14 protein-coding genes are annotated in these 14,107 nt (G+C 40.3%); 7 read left to right on the forward strand and 7 right to left on the reverse strand.

Annotation, left to right across the window (positions count from 1 at the left end; translation table 11 throughout):
• Nucleotides 1-254: 254 nt before the first annotated feature.
• Together SYJ56_RS10415 and SYJ56_RS10420 are read left to right on the forward strand one after the other, a co-directional pair.
• A complete protein-coding gene (locus tag SYJ56_RS10415; RefSeq protein ID WP_323834030.1) occupies nucleotides 255-740 on the forward strand; it encodes a low molecular weight protein-tyrosine-phosphatase in 486 nt (161 codons plus the stop codon).
• Nucleotides 733-1,608 (forward strand): fructosamine kinase family protein, encoded by an 876-nt coding sequence (locus tag SYJ56_RS10420; RefSeq protein WP_323834031.1) that lies wholly within the window; start codon nucleotides 733-735, stop codon nucleotides 1,606-1,608. The genes SYJ56_RS10415 and SYJ56_RS10420 overlap by 8 nt, the downstream gene beginning before the upstream one ends.
• Before the next feature lie 18 nt (nucleotides 1,609-1,626).
• On the opposite strand, the gene SYJ56_RS10425 is transcribed toward SYJ56_RS10420, so the two are convergent.
• Together SYJ56_RS10425 and SYJ56_RS10430 are read right to left on the reverse strand one after the other, a co-directional pair.
• Nucleotides 1,627-2,751, reverse strand: coding sequence for a Gfo/Idh/MocA family protein (locus tag SYJ56_RS10425; protein ID WP_323834032.1), 1,125 nt, complete (start codon nucleotides 2,749-2,751; stop codon nucleotides 1,627-1,629).
• Nucleotides 2,752-2,843: 92 nt separating this feature from the next.
• The gene (locus tag SYJ56_RS10430) at nucleotides 2,844-4,112 is read right to left on the reverse strand and encodes an aspartate kinase (protein ID WP_323834033.1); all 1,269 of its coding nucleotides are present in this window, start codon (nucleotides 4,110-4,112) and stop codon (nucleotides 2,844-2,846) included.
• A 57-nt stretch (nucleotides 4,113-4,169) separates the two neighbouring features.
• Here SYJ56_RS10430 and fbp point away from each other — a divergent pair, with 57 nt between their 5' ends.
• Together fbp and SYJ56_RS10440 are read left to right on the forward strand one after the other, a co-directional pair.
• On the forward strand, nucleotides 4,170-5,207 hold the full coding sequence (gene fbp, locus SYJ56_RS10435) for a class 1 fructose-bisphosphatase (protein WP_323834034.1): 1,038 nt from the start codon (nucleotides 4,170-4,172) through the stop codon (nucleotides 5,205-5,207).
• A gap of 68 nt (nucleotides 5,208-5,275) precedes the next feature.
• Nucleotides 5,276-6,442 carry a PQQ-dependent sugar dehydrogenase gene (locus SYJ56_RS10440; protein WP_323834035.1) on the forward strand — a complete coding sequence of 389 codons (1,167 nt, stop codon included), beginning with the start codon at nucleotides 5,276-5,278 and terminating at the stop codon, nucleotides 6,440-6,442.
• Between the two features lie 131 nt (nucleotides 6,443-6,573).
• On the opposite strand, the gene SYJ56_RS10445 is transcribed toward SYJ56_RS10440, so the two are convergent.
• The 4 genes from SYJ56_RS10445 to SYJ56_RS10460 form a co-directional block, all read right to left on the reverse strand.
• Nucleotides 6,574-6,762: a hypothetical protein gene (locus tag SYJ56_RS10445; protein ID WP_323834036.1), complete on the reverse strand. Its 189-nt coding sequence runs from the start codon at nucleotides 6,760-6,762 to the stop codon at nucleotides 6,574-6,576.
• Nucleotides 6,763-6,822: 60 nt separating this feature from the next.
• Nucleotides 6,823-7,881: an NAD(P)H-dependent glycerol-3-phosphate dehydrogenase gene (locus SYJ56_RS10450; RefSeq protein ID WP_323834037.1), complete on the reverse strand. Its 1,059-nt coding sequence runs from the start codon at nucleotides 7,879-7,881 to the stop codon at nucleotides 6,823-6,825.
• A complete protein-coding gene (locus SYJ56_RS10455; protein WP_323834038.1) occupies nucleotides 7,859-9,556 on the reverse strand; it encodes a 1-acyl-sn-glycerol-3-phosphate acyltransferase in 1,698 nt (565 codons plus the stop codon). The genes SYJ56_RS10450 and SYJ56_RS10455 overlap by 23 nt, the downstream gene beginning before the upstream one ends.
• A gap of 63 nt (nucleotides 9,557-9,619) precedes the next feature.
• A complete protein-coding gene (locus SYJ56_RS10460) occupies nucleotides 9,620-10,123 on the reverse strand; it encodes a DUF4199 domain-containing protein (protein WP_323834039.1) in 504 nt (167 codons plus the stop codon).
• A 148-nt stretch (nucleotides 10,124-10,271) separates the two neighbouring features.
• Between SYJ56_RS10460 and SYJ56_RS10465 the strand changes: the two genes are divergently transcribed.
• The 3 genes from SYJ56_RS10465 (at nucleotide 10,272) to SYJ56_RS10475 (ending at nucleotide 12,781) form a co-directional block, all read left to right on the forward strand.
• Complete coding sequence (locus SYJ56_RS10465; RefSeq protein ID WP_323834040.1) at nucleotides 10,272-11,246, forward strand: polyprenyl synthetase family protein; 975 nt, start codon at nucleotides 10,272-10,274, stop codon at nucleotides 11,244-11,246.
• A gap of 77 nt (nucleotides 11,247-11,323) precedes the next feature.
• The gene (locus tag SYJ56_RS10470) at nucleotides 11,324-12,289 is read left to right on the forward strand and encodes a Fic family protein (protein ID WP_323834041.1); all 966 of its coding nucleotides are present in this window, start codon (nucleotides 11,324-11,326) and stop codon (nucleotides 12,287-12,289) included.
• An 18-nt stretch (nucleotides 12,290-12,307) separates the two neighbouring features.
• Nucleotides 12,308-12,781 carry a hypothetical protein gene (locus SYJ56_RS10475; RefSeq protein ID WP_323834042.1) on the forward strand — a complete coding sequence of 158 codons (474 nt, stop codon included), beginning with the start codon at nucleotides 12,308-12,310 and terminating at the stop codon, nucleotides 12,779-12,781.
• Nucleotides 12,782-12,809: 28 nt separating this feature from the next.
• Here the strand turns inward: SYJ56_RS10475 and thrC are convergent, their stop codons facing one another.
• Nucleotides 12,810-14,105: a threonine synthase gene (gene thrC, locus SYJ56_RS10480; protein ID WP_323834072.1), complete on the reverse strand. Its 1,296-nt coding sequence runs from the start codon at nucleotides 14,103-14,105 to the stop codon at nucleotides 12,810-12,812.
• Between the last annotated feature and the right edge of the window lie 2 nt (nucleotides 14,106-14,107).

Genomic DNA, 14,107 nt, shown 5'->3' on the forward strand with positions numbered 1-14,107 from the left:
TAATCCGCTTAGGAGCAAAAGTATCCTGGCAAAAAATATCCCGAGTCTGTAAATCCATTTCATCTGTCAAAAGTAGCCATTTGACTGGGAATAGTTTTAATCACAATTAATTAGGTCAAGAAGCATTATAAAAAGGCATATTTTGTGCTTTCCTATAAAAAAAAGATAAACTACGCCGTGCATTTCCACCCAAAATTAGGTACTTTCAAACCCCTCGTTTTTTTTAAACTTAATTAGTTCAGCGTTTAAGTATTATGATTAGAGTTTTGTTTGTTTGTCTTGGTAATATTTGCAGATCTCCTCTTGCCGAAGCTATTTTTAATAGTAAGGTAAAGCAGGCAGGCATGGAGGCACAATTCAAATGTGATAGCGCTGCAACTTCTGATTTCCATATCGGAGAATTACCTGATGAGCGAACTATAAAATGCGCTATTAAATATAACCTACCTCTAAATCACCGTGGAAGACAATTAAATCGTACAGATTTCAGAGATTTCGATTACATACTGGCAATGGATGATAACAACCTGCGAAATCTAAATAACCTAAAAATTCGATACGGATTTAAGGATAAGGAAATACATTTAATGCGTGATTTTGTAGCTGAAACTCAAGGGATGTCCGTTCCCGATCCGTATTATGGTGGAGAAGAAGGATTTGAGGAAATATATCAGATTTTGGATGAGGCACTTGATAGCTTTCTGGCACAGGTAAAAGCTACTCATCATCTCTATGCATGAGCAGAGCGATATTTACCAGCAAATACTTTTTGAAAGCCTAGGCGGTATGGCAGAATTAAAATCAGTCTCGCTGGTTGCCGCTGGAAATCATAATCAAGGAGTACGGATTGAATGCAACGAGGGTGTTTTTTTCCTAAAGCTGAATTTCGATCACGAAAGAGATATACTCCATAAAGAATTGGAAGGATTAGATTTATTGCGCAAATCAACCTTTCTGAAAGTTCCCGAAACGTATGGATGCGGTAGAATTGGAGATTACAATTTTTTATTGTCAGAATTTGTCTCTTCAGGACGGTATAAACTCGACTATTGGGAAAATCTTGGATTGGGATTAGCACATCTTCACCTGACACATCAAAATGAATTCGGGCTTGAAAACAACAACTACATTGCCTCACTTCTCCAAAAAAATCTCCAAACGGCTAATTGGGTTGACTTCTATATTGAGCAGCGACTAGAGCCTTTGTTGGGGAAAGCCTATTTTGATCGGCTAATACCATTAGAATTCCTTAAGAAATTTCAGGAAATCTATCCTAAACTAGAAGCTATTTTCCCAAAAGAAAAACCAGCTTTAGTACATGGGGATTTATGGTCTGGGAACGTAATAAGCACAGCAGATGGCCAACCTTGTTTAATCGACCCTGCTGTTTATTTTGGACATAGGGAAATGGACCTGGCATTCAGTCGTCTTTTCGGGGGCTTTGATAGTAGATTTTACGAATCTTATGAATCAGTTCTTCCGCTAGAACCGGACTTTGAAAATAGAATGGGTATTTACAACTTATACCCGCTACTAGTTCATCTGAATCTTTTTGGAACGGCCTACCTTCCCGGGATTGAGCGAACCATCAATCGATTGGTAAGATAGGCCAGTTACAAGAATGTCTTAGCTGAGATTCAACTGAACTTTTTCACCAGTCTCTACAGCTTTAAAAATTGCATCGATAATTTTCATATCCTTCACGCCTTCTTCCCCATCCACTGGCACTTCTGGTTCTTTTCCATCAAAAATTATCGCGGCCATCTCATCCATCTGCACTGTCTGATGAGTAACAATCGGCTCTGTAAGCGGCCCTTTATGAGTTTCTCCTTTGATAGGCCCATATCCGGTAGAAGGCTGCATTTCTACCCAGCCTTTACTGCCATTGAGATAAAAACGATCCAAATTATTCATACTATAAGTTGATAGACATGAAGCAATCACTCCATTTGGAAAACCAAGTTGGAACGTGATGGTCTCGTCTATCCCTTCTTTAAATTTCTCGGGATTGGTTTTTACTTCTTGGGCTGTCACCCAAATCGGCTCTTCGCCGATCATATAACGAGCGCCATTAATCGCATAAATCCCGATATCCATCATCGCCCCTCCTCCTGAAAGTACCGGGTCTAAGCGCCATTGATTTGGGTCACCGATCACAAAACCACACAAGCCCTGGAAGAATCGAATTTCTCCCAATTCGCCTGCTTTTCGCATTCGGATCACTTCCAAGGTATTCGGCTCGAAGTGCATACGGTATCCAATCAGCAACTGAACTCCAGCAGCTTTACATGCATCTACCATAGCTTGTCCATCTTCTGCACTTACAGCCATAGGCTTTTCACAAATTGCATGCTTTCCAGCTTTTGCTACACGAATTACCTGATCTTTGTGCAAGCCATTTGGGGTGATCACATAGACCGCATCAATATCTGGATTATCCTTTATCGCATCGAAGTTTTCATAGTTATAGCAATTTTTCTCTGGAATTCCATATTTCTCACGCCAAGTCACCACCTTGGATGGTGTTCCACTAATCACTCCCACAAGTTCTACACGTTCACAATCCTGAATAGCTTCTGCTACCCGAGTACCATAGCTTCCTAATCCCATAATGGCAACGCGAAGTGTTTTGACATCTTTTGCCGATGTGTTCATTGAATTTGTCATTGCAGATAGCGGGTTAAATGCGGGAATGGTCAATGCCATAGCTGATAAGCTGGCCTTTTGTAAAAATATTCTTCTGGTTTTCATAGATAAGGTTTAGGTTATTGAGTTTGGATATCCTGAAAATATTGATTTTTGACCAAATACCCTCGCTGTTTTACAAATGACTTCCATAAAGACTATTTTATCCTTCGGACGATCTGAACTGTATTTCGTGTGCTTTGCTCCAATAAAACCTCATAGCCGTCCAGCAGCTTTGGCATAGAATCATTATCCGGGTGAAGGACTGTGAGTAACTCTAGCCCTTCATTATACCTAATCTCGAAATCTCCCTTAAGTTCAGAAAGCAACTGCTCCAGCTTGAACAATTGGGAATCGATCACGATAGAAATGGTAATCGCTGAAGTCTGTAGCATATTCACCCTTAGCTTTAGCCTTTGCAATTGTTCATATACTTGGTGAATGTGCTTCTCCTCAATAAAGGTAAAGTCTGTCACTTTGAAGCTCACCAAGATCTGGTCCTTTTTCAAAATAAAAGTAGGCACCGAATCGGCCTTGGCTTGTGAGTAGATCCTCGTCCCTGGTTCATCAGGATTGAGAAAAGACTTGACAAAAAGCGGAATCCCGGCATTTGCCAATGGCTTGATCGTCTTCGGATGAATAACAGACGCGCCATAGAAAGTCATTTGCGCAGCTTGTTGATAATCCAGCTCCGTAAAAAGAGTGGTGTCGCTAAAAATCTTTGGATCTGCATTCAATACTCCGGGCACATCTTTCCAGATAGTCACTGATCCTGCATCCAGACTGGCAGCCAAAATCGCAGCAGTAAAATCTGACCCTTCTCGTCCCAACGTAGTAGGCTTACCTGCAGCATCTGCCCCAATAAAGCCCTGCGTCAACACAGGAAATTGCACCAGCTTTGGCTTCAGTTGAGATTGACAATTTCTGCGTGTTGTATCCCAATTTATTTTGGCAAAGCGGAAATCACTGTCTGTACATATCAGCTCCCGGGCATCTTGCCACAGCACTAGTAAATTTTGTAAGCATAAATACTCCATGACAATTCGAGATGAAAGCAATTCCCCGAATCCGATAATCCGATCATAATACTCATCATAATTTTCCTTGGAAATAGGTTTGTTCAGTTCATGATGGAGCTGGATAAAATAATTCTCGATTTTAGCAAAAATCACATGCCCCACTGGAAACAAGGTCTTGCAAATATCCAAATGAAAACTCTTTAAAATTGCACTATTCCTAGAATATTCCAGGTCTTCTAACTTTAGTGACAGAATACTTTCCAGATGATTGGTTGTTTTCCCCATGGCCGAAACCACAATCACAAAATTATTTCGCAATCGATTACGGAGAATAATAGCTAAGTTTTGAACTGCAAGCGCATCTTTCACTGATGCACCTCCAAATTTGTGGATTTGAGTTTTTGTCATTAAAATATTTGCTTATTTTTCAAGAGAATTTAACCACCAATTGAACTATTCCAACATATGAAAATTCTACCTTATCAGCCAGATCAAAGTGGCTTAGCTTACTCAGTCGGCACCACGCTCGATCGTTTTATCAAACTTAAGCAAAGTGATTTCACTTTTGCTTCAGGCGAACTTTCCCAACTTTTGCGTGATATCGCACTAGCTTCCAAGATAGTAAATCGCGAAACTACTCGAGCCGGATTATCGAATATTGGAGGAGCTTTTGGCCAAGTCAATGTACAAGGTGAAGAGCAACAGAAACTAGATGTAATCGCAAATATCAGATTTATGCGTGCCTTGAGTAAAGGTGGCGAAGTCTGTGCCATTGTTTCCGAAGAAGAGGATTCTGTTATTGATTTGCAAAATAGCTCTGGCAAATATGTAGTGGCTATAGATCCGCTAGATGGAAGCTCCAATATCGATGTAAATATCAGTATCGGGACAATCTTCTCAATTTACCGAAGAAAAACTCCCGCTGGCAGTCCAATTCAAAAAGAAGATATTATGCAGGCAGGTACCGAGCAGGTTGCAGCCGGCTATGTACTCTATGGATCGTCCACTATGCTAGTCTATACTACAGGATGCGGAGTGAATGGTTTCACATACGAACAGTCTTTGGGCGAATTTTTCCTTTCTCACCCCAATATTCAAGCTCCAAAAAGTGGAGAGATTTACTCTGTAAATGAAGGAACTCAGAATGATTGGGAAGAGGGTTTTAAGACTTACATAGAAAAATGTAAGGAAAGAAGATATTCTGCAAGATATATTGGCTCATTAGTCGCAGACTTTCACAGAAACCTGCTGAAAGGCGGTATTTACATATACCCAGCCACCAAAAAGAATCCCTCTGGAAAGTTACGCTTGCTGTATGAAGCAAATGCTTTGGCACTTATAGCCGAACAAGCAGGTGCAATGGCGACGGATGGAACTCAACGGATTTTGGAGATCCAGCCTACCACGCTTCATCAAAGAACTCCACTTCTGATAGGTTCTTCAGATATGGTAAAAGAGGCGGAATCCTTCTTGTCCTCCTTAGCGGAAAAGACTATTTCTTAATCACTTCGTGTAAAAATAGTTCAGTATACGAAAGATGCCTTTTATCTTGTGTGATTAATTAACTGACTATGAAAAATATCAAACCCCACCTACCTATAGCCCTAATGGTTACAGCCATCTCTTTTTGGACATCATGTTCACCCAAAAAAGAGGAAGTTGCAGTCGAGCCAATCGATGAAACTTATGCTGTGCAAACTGAAGCGATGTTGATCAATGTGGACACACTTTATACTGAATTTGACAATCCCTGGGGCATGACCTGGCTTCCTGATGGTAGGATGCTAGTCACTGAAAAAGAGGGCGAAATACTTATATTCAAAGACGACAAATACACCGGCGAAAAAATCCAGGGACTTCCAGAAGTTTGGACAGTAAACCAATCGGGACTTTTGGATATAACAGCTCATCCAAATTTTGATGAAAATGGCTGGATATATATTTCCTATGGTAAACCAATGCCTGACAGCACTTCTTCTACCACGATCATGAGGTTTAAATTAGAAGGCAATACGGCGACCAACCAAGAAGAAATTATTCAATCACTGCCAGCTTGGAAAGGTGGTCGACACTTGGGAAGCCGAATCGTTTTTGACAACGACGGATATCTTTATTATTCCAGCGGAGAGCGTGGAGACACGCCTAGCAATGCACAAGATCTAACCAATTCTCACGGCAAAATTCACCGTATTCATGACGACGGAAAGATCCCTACTGACAATCCGTTTGTAGATACTGAAGGAGCTGTTGCTTCTATTTGGACTTATGGAAACAGAAATCCTCAAGGAATGTATTTCGACAAGGAGAACAACAAATTGTATGCAACCGAGCATGGTCCACAAGGTGGTGATGAGTTAAATTTGATTGAAAAAGGAAATAATTACGGCTGGCCGGTAATTACTTGGGGAATTGACTATGATGATACGCCAATCTCGGATATTCAGGAAAAAGAAGGAATGGTGCAGCCTTTAACATATTATGTTCCATCTATTGCTACGGCTGGAATGACTATGGTATCTTCAGATAAATACCCTGCTTGGAAAGGTGATATCCTGATTGGAGCCCTAGCCAAAATGCATATCAATAGAGTGGATATGGACGGATCTTCCGCTGGTGAACAGGAAATAATGCTTCAGGATATTGGTCGGGTACGCCAGGTATCTCAAAGTCCGGATGGTTATATCTATGCTATCACTCAAGGTACTGGTTTGATGGTGAAACTTATTCCGATTAGATAGTCTCCTAATGATAAAATAAGCACAAAGCTCTCTGCAAGCTCGGAGAGCTTTTTTCTTTTTAACTGATCCATATCCAATAAATCGTTAGCCAGAGCTACTTGAAACCCTCCATTTTTTCTTGCCAGATTTGTTCATTTTTTTCTTTCAAGAATGAAATTGTCTTTCGTACGTTCTCTCAAAGAGGACTTTGAAGGAAACAACCGATTTATCCTTCGGCTCAGCGCTAAAAATGCCATAAAACGCTCAGCACCAGAAAGGGCTAAAAACTCTTTCTTCCTTGATGCATTACTTTCCTCTTTTGTCAAAAATCTAATTTCCATCACTTTAAGATATCAAATGAAAATCTGAAATAAAACATCACACATCATCATCTTGCCTGTTTACACAAAGTCTACATCCACATTAAATGGATATTTCATCAAGAACTGGAGTGCCTCTTCGATTTCCAAATCTTCAAAAAGAACCCGGTAAAGATTCTCAGTGATCGGAGCCCGGAGATCTGCTGTTTCCAAAAATGCCTTAATGATTCTTACTGTATTGATGCCTTCTGCCACTTCATCCATATCTCCAAGTATAGTCTCCAGAGAATCGCCTTTGGCCAGCCTGTAGCCTACCGTGAAATTCCTGGAATGAACCGAGTTGCAGGTAGTAACCAGATCACCAATACCGGCTAACCCCATTACAGATTTGATACTCCCTCCCAGAGCATTTCCCAAGTGAATCATTTCCACCATTCCTCGGCTGATCAGCAATCCTTTTGCATTTTCACCCAAACCTAATCCAGCCAATGCTCCAGAGGCAATCGCAATGATGTTTTTCAACACTCCGCTGATCTCCACTCCGATAATATCCGAGTTTCCATAAACCTGAAATTTTTCAGACCTCAGCAGACTCTGTCCTTCCAAGATCACCTCATTGTATTTACTAGCAATCACTGTAGCTGCGGGTTGGCCTTGGGAAAGCTCTTTAGAAAGGTTAGGGCCAGCTAGGCATCCCACTCGTACAGCGACAGTTTCCTGAAGGATCACTTCGCTCATAGTCAAGATTTGGCTTCGTTTGATTCTCTTGACAGTCTCTAGCGTTTCTCCTGGTTTAAGATTTAGACAAAGACCTTTTGTCCCATGAATAATCAAATGATACGGGAAAAGAAAAGGAGAGAAAGTTCTCACCACATTCTGGAATCCAACAGAGGGAACCATGAAAAATAGCACATCACAGCTTTTGCATAATTGCTCCGGGTCATTTGAAGCAATTACATTGTCACTCAGCACTTTCCCTTGGGCAGTATGAGTGGCATTGATTTCATCCACTACTTCCTGCTTTCGCGCATAGACCATCACTGGGTTTTTGGCAGCCAGAATATTCGCTATTACGGCTCCAAAGCTTCCCACTCCGATTACGCCAATGTACTTTGGTTTAGTAGAGTTTTTCGAGTCCATATCCTGTTAATCTGTTATGATAAAAATAAAGTAGGCTCATATCATCCGTGCCTATATCCCCATTTTTATCTTGAATAATTGGTCGTTTGGAATGGTACATTCCTACGTTCTCCATTCCCCACTTAATAATTTCATCTAGGTCACGGGAAAGATGCGGCGCGGTATTGATAAGCCCCTGTGCTTTCAGTTCGTTGATTTTGCCCAAAACGAGCTGACAACTCGCCTTGAAATCTTCGTATGGAATGGAAATATCTTCCTCGGGAAGTCTAAGCAAATCAAACAAATCCAGCTTTCTGTTTTGCTTTTTGATCATTTCAAAAGCCACAAAAGCCACTAAATGAGAATTAAATACGCGGTTGATTTTATGGAATTCCTCCACGATTCGCTTTCCGAGCATATTGGTATACTCTTCCTCCCGCTGATTATCCACTGAGACTTTTCCGTCGGAAATAAAATAATCCCGAGTGTTAATTATTCTACCATGCTTGTCCAGGCTTCTACCATCCACATCGACATAGTTCCCTAGCACATCCATGGCTTTCCCCACGGAAACGGAGATATCAGACCCCTTAGTAAAAAACTTGATGAGGAATTTAGAGATTTTGTAAGAATTCGAAAACTCATCATTTTCCTTGTAATATCGTTCTTGGCCTGTGATACTGAGATGATCACGGATCAAACTTGGAGCTTCCAGCACGAAGTGATAATTGATCGTAACCGGCACAATAAAAATCTTCCCTGAAATAGTATTCAGTCCATTCTCAAAATTTGCGCGCTGTGCTTCTATCGCAGTACTTAAAAGTCCAAGCTTGAGCTTTGATTCAATCATCCCGCTTCGGGATCGGGTACCTCCTGGAAAAAACAATGAGTGGCACCCGAACTGGATAGCTTCCTTGGAATAAGTTTTCAACGTCTCCAGATACATTAGATTTTTCTTTCTTCTATCCACTTTATAGGCACCAAGTGAATTCATGAAGTATGCGAAAATAGAGATATTGAAGAGATTCAATCCTGCACCGTAAATAAATGGAGGCAAGCCCAATACTGATATTACCCAACCTATTAAAATACTATCTAGGTTACTGAAGTGAGTAGGAACCATTACCACCGTTCCTTTGGTAGCCAAATCCCGTAACTGGTCTGTTTCTCCTGTAATCTGGATCTTATCCTGAAGAGTGTATTGGGTACTGAAGATTGACTTAAACCCCTTTACACGGGCAGCATTCAACAACCTTGAAAAGCCGTAAGTAACTACTGAGCGAGTGAATTTGTAATGCGTTGTCTTGAAATTACTGGCTATTTCTTCCGCATAACGTGCTGTAATACTATTCAAAACTGCCTTATAAGCCTGAAAACTTTTGATTTTACTTCTTGCAGTTTCAGTACTAATTTGCACCAAGGAAGACTTTACTCCACTCCAAAAAGACCCGTCATCATCAGGATCTACGACCCATGGATTCTGCTTGATTCGGAGCTTTTCCCTATATAGCGTTGTCTCTAACTCTTCCTTAAGAATATCCGGATTATTGCCCGTCAGATTAAGAATTCGCTCTTCGGACAGATCCGCAACCTTCTTTACAAACTCCTTACGCTCTCTTGCCAGCTTCACTACGGGCCATTCGTCTTTGCTGGGGTGAATCGGCTCGTATTTATGCTTGATGTATTTCTCCTCCAAGTGGCTGGTTGTTATTGAAAATATAGTCAAAGATAGTGAAAAAGCCCTTTCTCCTGCGAATGATCAATGGGAAGAAAGAGCAGAAGGTTTCGACTTCGACTTTACAATAACAGCCACAACAGCTGATGTACCAATCCCCATAATCAAAGCTCCAACAACAGACATCATCATATAACTAGTTAGACTGAAGTAGGATTCTGCTTTCTCTTGGGTCATTTCTCCTGTGCTCACTGCATAATTAGTAACATTCGAAAAATAATCAGGCGTAATAAAAATGCTAGTTATATATTGAGAAATCGGGCTGAGCATTGCTACAATGAGAGTAATCAGCAAACCGGCCATGAAGCCCTGGTAATAACTCATCACTCCGTGATAGAAATTCTTTCTTTTGTCCAGCAAAGCAAAAACATAAATCGCAACTGAAGGAATTGCCACCAGATTGGTCATTGTAGCATGGTCTGCTATTTTCTCATCGTGCCAGCCTAGCGACTTTTCCATAACCATCCAAGCAAGCATCATGACTACAAAGATCAATGCCCATTTGATTTCAATCTTAATATTTTTCATATGTCTCTAAGGTAATGATGCGGAATTTTTAATACAAAATACTTCATTTTCTTAAAATCCACATCATTTTCCATTGATTGCTATACCTAGACACTCAAACCCTTGTCCATGACCGAAAGGGTATTATTTTTACGGCATCAAAGACCGGATGAAATTAGACCTTAAGCAAATACAAGTACCAATAGAGAACGAAATGGCTCAGTTTGAACTGAAATTTCGGGACTCTATGAAAAGTAAGGTTAAGCTACTCGACCACATTACAAATTATATTGTCAAGCGCAAAGGCAAGCAGATGCGCCCTATGTTTGTTTTTTTGAGTGCCGGTGTTTGTGGAGGTATTAATGATTCTACCCATCGAGGAGCTGCCCTTATAGAGTTGCTTCACACGGCTACCTTAGTACATGATGATGTAGTCGATGATGCAAATTATAGACGTGGATTTTTCTCAATAAATGCGCTTTGGAAAAATAAAATCGCCGTCTTAGTTGGAGATTACCTACTCTCCCGAGGCTTGCTATTAAGTGTCGATAATGGCGACTTTAAACTGTTAAAAATTGTCTCGAATGCGGTAAAAGAGATGTCTGAAGGCGAACTTCTTCAAATCGCCAAGGCAAGAAAACTCGATATCACTGAGGAAGTTTACTATGATATCATCCGGCAAAAGACCGCCAGCCTTATGGCTTCTTGTTGTGCTGTAGGAGCATCAAGCACCGAAAGTAATGAAGAGACTATAGCCAAAATGCGGGAATTTGGAGAAAAAGTAGGCATGGCATTCCAGATCAAAGACGATCTTTTTGACTACGGAGAGGATGAAATCGGCAAGCCTGTTGGAATTGACATCAAAGAGAAGAAGATGACTCTTCCTCTCATTTTTGCTTTGCAAAAAGCAGACTGGCTGGAAAAAAAGAAAATTATTCACCTGATCAGAAATCGAAGTGAGGATAAGAAGGCGGTAAATCAAGTGATCAGCTTTGTAAAGAAAAGTGGAGGGCTCGAATATGCTAAAACCATCATGGACAGGTTTTATATGGAAGCACTCAATATCCTAAAAACTTTCCCAGAATCAGCCTACAAAACATCCTTGGAGGGACTTGTGAGCTACACGATTGAAAGGAAGAAATAGTCGGGTAATCAAAAGTCTAGTATTCCATCACAAATTATCCATGGTAAAATAAATAACAATATCTTTGATAGTATCAAATGATACTATCAAACAGACCTCCTTACGATATCACGCCAAAAATTCTTCAATTGGTAAGTTCTATTTCTGAAAAAATAGGTGAGGCAAATACACTTTTTTTAGACAAGCAATCACCTCAGCTTCGAAAACAAAATAAGATACGGACAATACACTCCTCTCTTCAGATAGAAGGAAATACACTTTCTGAAGATCAAATAACTGCATTAATTGAAAATAAACGTATCATAGGGCCGCAGAAATATATTGCTGAGGTAGTGAATGCCATAGAAGTTTATGAGAATTTAAATAGCTATAAGCTGACTTCTGAGAAATCATTTCTCTCCGCACACGCAACCCTTATGAAGGGATTGATTGATCAGCCTGGGAAATATCGGACTGGAGGAGTTGGAGTGGTAAAAGGGTCGCAGGTGGCCCATTTAGCTCCTTCTGCTCAAATTGTACCTGGACTAATGAAGGATCTTTTCCAATACTTGAAAAATGATGAAGAGATTCCATTAATCAAAAGCTGTGTCTTTCACTACGAAATGGAATTTATTCATCCATTTGTGGATGGAAATGGCAGAATGGGAAGGTTGTGGCAAACGCTAATTCTAAAAGAAAGGTACGCGGTATTCGAATATCTACCCTTTGAAACACTTATCAGCCAAACTCAAGATGAGTACTATCAAGCCCTAGCGGGAAGCGATAAAGCAGGAAAGTCAACATTGTTCGTCGAATACATGCTGAATATTATTGACAGTTCTCTTGGGAACTTACTGAACATAAATGGACAAGTCCTGACTTCAGATCAAAGGATTTCACATTTCATTTCCTTGAATAAAAACGAATTCACCCGGAAAGACTACATGGACGTATTCAAATCTATTTCTTCTGCCACAGCAAGTAGAGACTTGAAAAAAGCGGTTGAGTCCAATATGATCTTGGCAAGAGGTAAAGGAAATCAGATGAAGTACATTATAAAGTAGAAAAAGTAATTAAGCTCCATGATTATTTTTGAAAAACAACCAAATCCCTTCCTCATAAGAACTATAATGGCTATTAGTCAAGATAAATACTTTTTCCTTTCTATTTTGGCTGCATCATCTATTCTATTCGTAGAAAAAAAACTACCAATTTATTCTGTTTATTTTATTTTGCCTCTTTTCTTAATTGCTTTGACAAGAGCCTTATTTGTAAGCAAAATCGCCATACAACAAATTTTTGTTTCAGAGCATGAAATTGAAATAACATATCTCATATCAAACAATTTGCGAAAGATTAAATCAGAAAAAAGCCAATTAACCTTTAGAGAAATAGAAGAATACCATAGATCCTTTCAAAGGATCTGTTTTATGGTCAATTCTAAAAAAGAACTTACCCAGTATTTCGTAGGCCAATTCAATAGCACAGAATTTGATTTATTGAGCAGGAAACTTTCAGAGATAGGGATACTAAAACCTTATGGGCACAACCTCTGAATTACAATTACATACAATTTAATTTCTTTCAAAGCTCCATCAAATACCCCTTAAACTCCTCAAAGTCATTCCCCATAGCTTCCACTTTTTTCTCTCCGTCCATAAACGCTGCAAGTCGTTCTGGCAAAGTCAACTTTAAATCCAGTGCCTTCTCTACAGTTTCCCGGAATTTACCTGGATGTGCAGTTTCCAAAAATACGCCTTGGAAACCAGCATTGGCAGTCATAAAATCCTTCAGGCCTTTGTATCCGACCGCACCGTGAGGATCGAGCGTGTAACCCATTTTTTTGACAGCCTGCATTGCTTCAATTGTCTCCTCATCGGAGTAGAAATAACCCTTCACATTATCTTTCAATACGTTGGCATCATCTCCATACAAAGCCAATAAACGGGGGAAATTGCTCGGATTCCCCACATCCATGCTATTGCTAATCGTTGCAATGGAGGACATTTTCAGAAAATCGGCCCCATTTAAGAAGTCGGGAACTACCTTGTTCATATTCGTTGCTGCCACAAATTGGTCTATAGGCAAACCCATTCTTTGTGCTAAAATACCAGCAGCTATATTCCCGAAATTTCCCGAAGGAACTGCGAAAGCTACTTTTTTACCATTTATGGGAAGTCTGGAAAAAGCGTAGAAATAATACAAGCATTGCGGTATCCACCTAGCCACATTGATAGAATTGGCCGAAGTCAGCAACAGTTTTTCGTTTAATTCAGCATCCAAAAATGCGTCCTTCACCAACTTTTGACAATCGTCAAAAACGCCATCTACTTCCAGTGCAGTAATATTTTGTCCCAAAGTAGTAAACTGCTTCTCCTGGAGTTCGCTTACTTTTCCCTTTGGAAAAAGAATGATCACCTCTACTCCGTCCACTCCCAAAAACCCATTGGCTACTGCGCTTCCCGTATCACCTGAAGTAGCGACAAGCACCCTTACTTTCTGATCGGACTTAGCTATCAGCATACTCATCAATTTGGAACAGAATCGCGCTCCAAAATCCTTAAATGCCAGCGTAGGGCCATGAAAAAGCTCTAAGCTATAGACACCTTCCTCCACCTTCACCAAAGGCGCATCGAAAGTCAGTGTATGATCTACTAACTTTTTGATCTGCTCTTGGCTTAAGGCAGTCGAAAACAAAGCTCCAATTACTTCATACCCTATCTCCTGAAAACTCATTTCTGGAAATTTATCCAAAAGCTCCTTAGGTAAAACAGGGATTTCCATAGGTATGTAAAGCCCCTGATCTGGGGCCAGGCCTTTGATCACCGCATCGGCAAGATTGACTTGGTGGTCGGAATTGTTTGTACTATAAAACTTCATAA

Source organism: Algoriphagus aurantiacus (assembly GCF_035156405.1).
In the GTDB taxonomy this organism is placed as follows: domain Bacteria; phylum Bacteroidota; class Bacteroidia; order Cytophagales; family Cyclobacteriaceae; genus Algoriphagus; species Algoriphagus aurantiacus.

What these genes read in the sequence shown, in the direction of transcription:
- SYJ56_RS10440 (WP_323834035.1), top strand. Translation starts at nt 5,276, where the DNA reads ATGAAAAATATCAAACCCCACCTACCTATAGCCCTAATGGTTACAGCC.
- SYJ56_RS10465 (WP_323834040.1), top strand. Translation starts at nt 10,272, where the DNA reads ATGAAATTAGACCTTAAGCAAATACAAGTACCAATAGAGAACGAAATG.
- SYJ56_RS10425 (WP_323834032.1), bottom strand. Translation starts at nt 2,751, where the DNA reads ATGAAAACCAGAAGAATATTTTTACAAAAGGCCAGCTTATCAGCTATG.
- SYJ56_RS10430 (WP_323834033.1), bottom strand. Translation starts at nt 4,112, where the DNA reads ATGACAAAAACTCAAATCCACAAATTTGGAGGTGCATCAGTGAAAGAT.
- SYJ56_RS10420 (WP_323834031.1), top strand. Translation starts at nt 733, where the DNA reads ATGCATGAGCAGAGCGATATTTACCAGCAAATACTTTTTGAAAGCCTA.
- fbp (WP_323834034.1), top strand. Translation starts at nt 4,170, where the DNA reads ATGAAAATTCTACCTTATCAGCCAGATCAAAGTGGCTTAGCTTACTCA.
- SYJ56_RS10445 (WP_323834036.1), bottom strand. Translation starts at nt 6,762, where the DNA reads ATGGAAATTAGATTTTTGACAAAAGAGGAAAGTAATGCATCAAGGAAG.
- thrC (WP_323834072.1), bottom strand. Translation starts at nt 14,105, where the DNA reads ATGAAGTTTTATAGTACAAACAATTCCGACCACCAAGTCAATCTTGCC.
- SYJ56_RS10475 (WP_323834042.1), top strand. Translation starts at nt 12,308, where the DNA reads ATGATTATTTTTGAAAAACAACCAAATCCCTTCCTCATAAGAACTATA.
- SYJ56_RS10470 (WP_323834041.1), top strand. Translation starts at nt 11,324, where the DNA reads ATGATACTATCAAACAGACCTCCTTACGATATCACGCCAAAAATTCTT.
- SYJ56_RS10450 (WP_323834037.1), bottom strand. Translation starts at nt 7,881, where the DNA reads ATGGACTCGAAAAACTCTACTAAACCAAAGTACATTGGCGTAATCGGA.
- SYJ56_RS10460 (WP_323834039.1), bottom strand. Translation starts at nt 10,123, where the DNA reads ATGAAAAATATTAAGATTGAAATCAAATGGGCATTGATCTTTGTAGTC.
- SYJ56_RS10415 (WP_323834030.1), top strand. Translation starts at nt 255, where the DNA reads ATGATTAGAGTTTTGTTTGTTTGTCTTGGTAATATTTGCAGATCTCCT.